Origin of the sequence: Psychrobacter piechaudii (assembly GCF_900162825.1) — a bacterium.
GTDB lineage: Bacteria > Pseudomonadota > Gammaproteobacteria > Pseudomonadales > Moraxellaceae > Psychrobacter > Psychrobacter piechaudii.
In genome coordinates this window covers 1-1,158 of the sequence record NZ_FUGE01000194.1, presented here as the reverse complement: position 1 = coordinate 1,158, position 1,158 = coordinate 1, and the positions used below count along the sequence as shown (strand labels likewise).

General features: G+C 41.8%; 1 protein-coding gene and 1 pseudogene. Both read right to left on the bottom strand.

The annotated features are described in order from the left end of the window. Positions 1–21: 21 nt before the first annotated feature. Complete coding sequence (gshB, locus tag A1019T_RS10575; protein ID WP_077451606.1) at positions 22–993, bottom strand: glutathione synthase; 972 nt, start codon at positions 991–993, stop codon at positions 22–24. 84 nt (positions 994–1,077) lie between these two features. Continuing rightward, a pseudogene (locus A1019T_RS13740) lies at positions 1,078–1,158 on the bottom strand (RNA-guided endonuclease TnpB family protein); the annotation flags it as partial.

Below are 1,158 nucleotides of genomic sequence, written 5' to 3'. Positions count from 1 at the left end.
GCGATATCTAGTTCTATAAATTTATGATTTTACTTTGTTTTCAATAGCAATAATCAAGTCTGTGGCAATATCAGTACCGCATTGATCATTAATTTCACGAATACAGGTGGGGCTAGTGACATTAATTTCAGTTATTTTGCCACCAATAACATCTAGGCCAACAAACATCAGCCCTTTTTCTTTAACAATAGGAGCCACTTTTTTTGCCACAGCCATTTCTACTTCAGTAACAGGCATGGCCACCCCTTGACCACCGGCAGCCAGGTTACCGCGAGTCTCACCTTTGGTTGGGATACGAGCCAAGCTAAATGGCACAATTTCACCATCAACGATTAAAATGCGTTTATCACCTTCTTTAATCTCAGGCAAATAGCGCTGAGCCATAATGGGCAATGTTTCAAGCTCTGTTAGCATTTCAAGAGTGGCGCCAATATTTGGGCTGTCTGCTGTTAATCTAAAAATGCCAGTTCCGCCCATACCATCTAAAGGCTTAACGATAACGTCTTGTTGTTCAGCAATAAACTCACGAATATGAGACTGCTTGCTGGTCACAATCGTTGGACTCATCAGGTCGCTAAACCAAGTGGCAAATAGCTTTTCATTACAGTCACGAATGGCTTGGGGATCATTGACTACTAACACACCCGCTTTTTTGGCATGATCGAGCATATAAGTGCTATACAAAAAACGCATATTAAACGGAGGGTCCTTACGCATTAGCACCACATCATAATCGGTAATCGGCTGAGTTACTTTATCTTCTAAACTGTAAAAGTCCTGTGGATCACGGCGCACTGTCACTTTCTGAGCATCTACTTTAAGCTCACCTCTATCCAACCACAGATCATGAATTTGACAGTAACCTAAATCATGGCCACGATCACTGGCGGACCACATCATGGCTAGCGTTGAATCCTTCTTATAATTGACGGTTTCAATAGGATCCATCACCACTAATATATTAAGTGGTTTAGTATTTGACTGTTGACTCATGATAATTTACTCCGCTTAAACTGCCTCTGACAGATAGATACTTATAGTTATAATAAAGGTGAAAATATTGACCTCCTCCCCTCGCTAAACCGAGGGGATTCCTACAGCTAGACGGTCAAGCCCGACCGCAAGGATGTTCTTAGCAGCATTGGTATCTCTATCATG